The following is a 2,500-nucleotide window of genomic DNA, read 5'->3' as shown; positions in this document are numbered from 1 at the left end:
GAAGGTACGGTAACACGTACTGGAGGACCGAACCGATATCTGTTGAAAAAGATTCGGATGACTTGTGGATAGGGGTGAAAGGCCAATCAAACCTGGACATAGCTGGTTCTCCGCGAAATCTATTTAGGTAGAGCGTCGGATTTATTCCCTGGGGGGTAGAGCACTGGATGGATGCGGGCGGCGCGAGCTGTACCAATTCTAACCAAACTCCGAATACCCAGGAGAACTGTCCGGCAGACACACGGCGGGTGCTAACGTCCGTCGTGAAAAGGGAAACAACCCTAACCATCATCTAAGGCCCCCAAGTTATGGCTAAGTGGGAAACGATGTGGGATTGCTTTGACAATCAGGAGGTTGGCTTAGAAGCAGCCATCCTTTAAAGAAAGCGTAACAGCTCACTGATCAAGCGATCCTGCGCGGAAAATGTAACGGGGCTAAAGCCATACGCCGAAGATATGGGTTCACGTAAGTGAGCGGTAGCGGAGCGTTCCGTAAGCCTGTGAAGGTCAACCGTGAGGTTGGCTGGAGGTATCGGAAGTGAGAATGCTGACATGAGTAGCGATAAAGAGGGTGAGAGACCCTCTCGCCGAAAGACCAAGGGTTCCTGCGTAAAGCTAATCTGCGCAGGGTTAGCCAGCCCCTAAGGCGAGGCCGAAAGGCGTAGTCGATGGGAATCCGGTAAATATTCCGGAGCCAGTGTGAAGTGACGGATGGCATAACTTGTACGGGCTTATTGGATTGTCCGTGCAGGGGCGTTGTCCCTGGAAATAACTCACACAGAGACTGTACCCGAAACCGACACAGGTGGTCAGGTAGAGTATACCAAGGCGCTTGAGAGAACTATGCTGAAGGAACTCGGCAAATTACACGCGTAACTTCGGGATAAGCGTGACTTTACCAGGGCAACCTGGCTAAAGTGGCACAAACTAGGGGGTAGCGACTGTTTATCAAAAACACAGGGCTCTGCGAAGCTGTAAAGCGACGTATAGGGTCTGACGCCTGCCCGGTGCCGGAAGGTTAAAAGGAGTGGTGCAAGCTGCGAATTGAAGCCCCGGTAAACGGCGGCCGTAACTATAACGGTCCTAAGGTAGCGAAATTCCTTGTCGGGTAAGTTCCGACCTGCACGAATGGCGTAACGACTTCCCCACTGTCTCCAGCATAGGCTCAGCGAAATTGAATTCCCCGTGAAGATGCGGGGTTCCCGCGGTCAGACGGAAAGACCCTATGAACCTTTACTATAGCTTCGCCTTGGCGTTAGCAGCAACATGTGTAGGATAGGTGGGAGGCTATGAAGTCGGGGCGCCAGTCTCGATGGAGCCATCCTTGAAATACCACCCTTATTGCTGCTGACGTCTAACCGAGATCCGTCTATCCGGGTCCGGGACATGGCGTGGTGGGTAGTTTGACTGGGGCGGTCGCCTCCCAAAGTGTAACGGAGGCGCGCGATGGTGGGCTCAGAACGGTCGGAAATCGTTCGATGAGTGCAATGGCATAAGCCCGCCTGACTGCGAGACTGACAAGTCGAGCAGAGACGAAAGTCGGCCATAGTGATCCGGTGGTCCTTCGTGGACGGGCCATCGCTCAACGGATAAAAGGTACTCTAGGGATAACAGGCTGATTTTGCCCAAGAGTCCATATCGACGGCAAAGTTTGGCACCTCGATGTCGGCTCATCTCATCCTGGGGCTGGAGCAGGTCCCAAGGGTATGGCTGTTCGCCATTTAAAGAGGTACGTGAGCTGGGTTCAGAACGTCGTGAGACAGTTTGGTCCCTATCTGCCGTGGGTGTTCGAGACTTGAGAGGATCTGTCCCTAGTACGAGAGGACCGGGATGGACATACCTCTGGTGGACCTGTCGTGGCGCCAGCCGCGCAGCAGGGTAGCTAAGTATGGAAGGGATAACCGCTGAAAGCATCTAAGCGGGAAACCCACCTCAAAACAAGGTCTCGCTGAGGATCGTGGAAGACTACCACGTTGATAGGCCGGGTGTGGAAGCTCCGTGAGGAGTGAAGCTAACCGGTACTAATAATCCGATCGGCTTGATCGTTCCTCTACAAAACGCATTACAAACCAAGCGCACACACTGCGCGACAATGTCTTCTCGATTACAACTGGGCTTTATTGACCTGGTGGCTATGCCGGAAGGTCCCCACCCGATCCCATTCCGAACTCGGTCGTTAAGCCTTCCTGGGCCAATGGTACTTCGTCTTAAGGCGCGGGAGAGTAGGTCGTCGCCAGGTCTATAAAGTCCAGTTGTTACGCTTTTAGCGATGCTAACGCTTCGCTCTTTGAGCACACTCATACCCTTCATTACAATATCTGCCTTCTTGGCGCGGGATGGAGCAGCCCGGTAGCTCGTCAGGCTCATAACCTGAAGGTCGTAGGTTCAAATCCTGCTCCCGCAACCAAAAAACAGCCCCCTTCAAGGGGGCTTTTTTGCGTCCAAATCACAGCAAACAGACGCAACCGCCAGGCAAATACGCTTCGGCGCGCCTTTTTGTT

Annotated in this window: 1 tRNA gene and 2 rRNA genes (1 of these 3 cut by a window edge); all 3 read left to right on the top strand. The window is 53.5% G+C overall.

The window, feature by feature from the left end:
* Positions 1–2,045 (top strand): 23S ribosomal RNA (locus AC1DON_RS17960); it begins 826 nt to the left of the window's first position.
* Between the two features lie 78 nt (positions 2,046–2,123).
* Positions 2,124–2,238, top strand: a 5S ribosomal RNA gene (rrf, locus tag AC1DON_RS17955).
* Positions 2,239–2,329: 91 nt separating this feature from the next.
* A tRNA-Met gene (locus AC1DON_RS17950) sits at positions 2,330–2,406 on the top strand.
* Positions 2,407–2,500 lie beyond the last annotated feature (94 nt).

Source organism: Asticcacaulis sp. P4_H10, from assembly GCF_056400965.1.
This window is presented reverse-complemented; position numbering and strand designations above follow the sequence as displayed.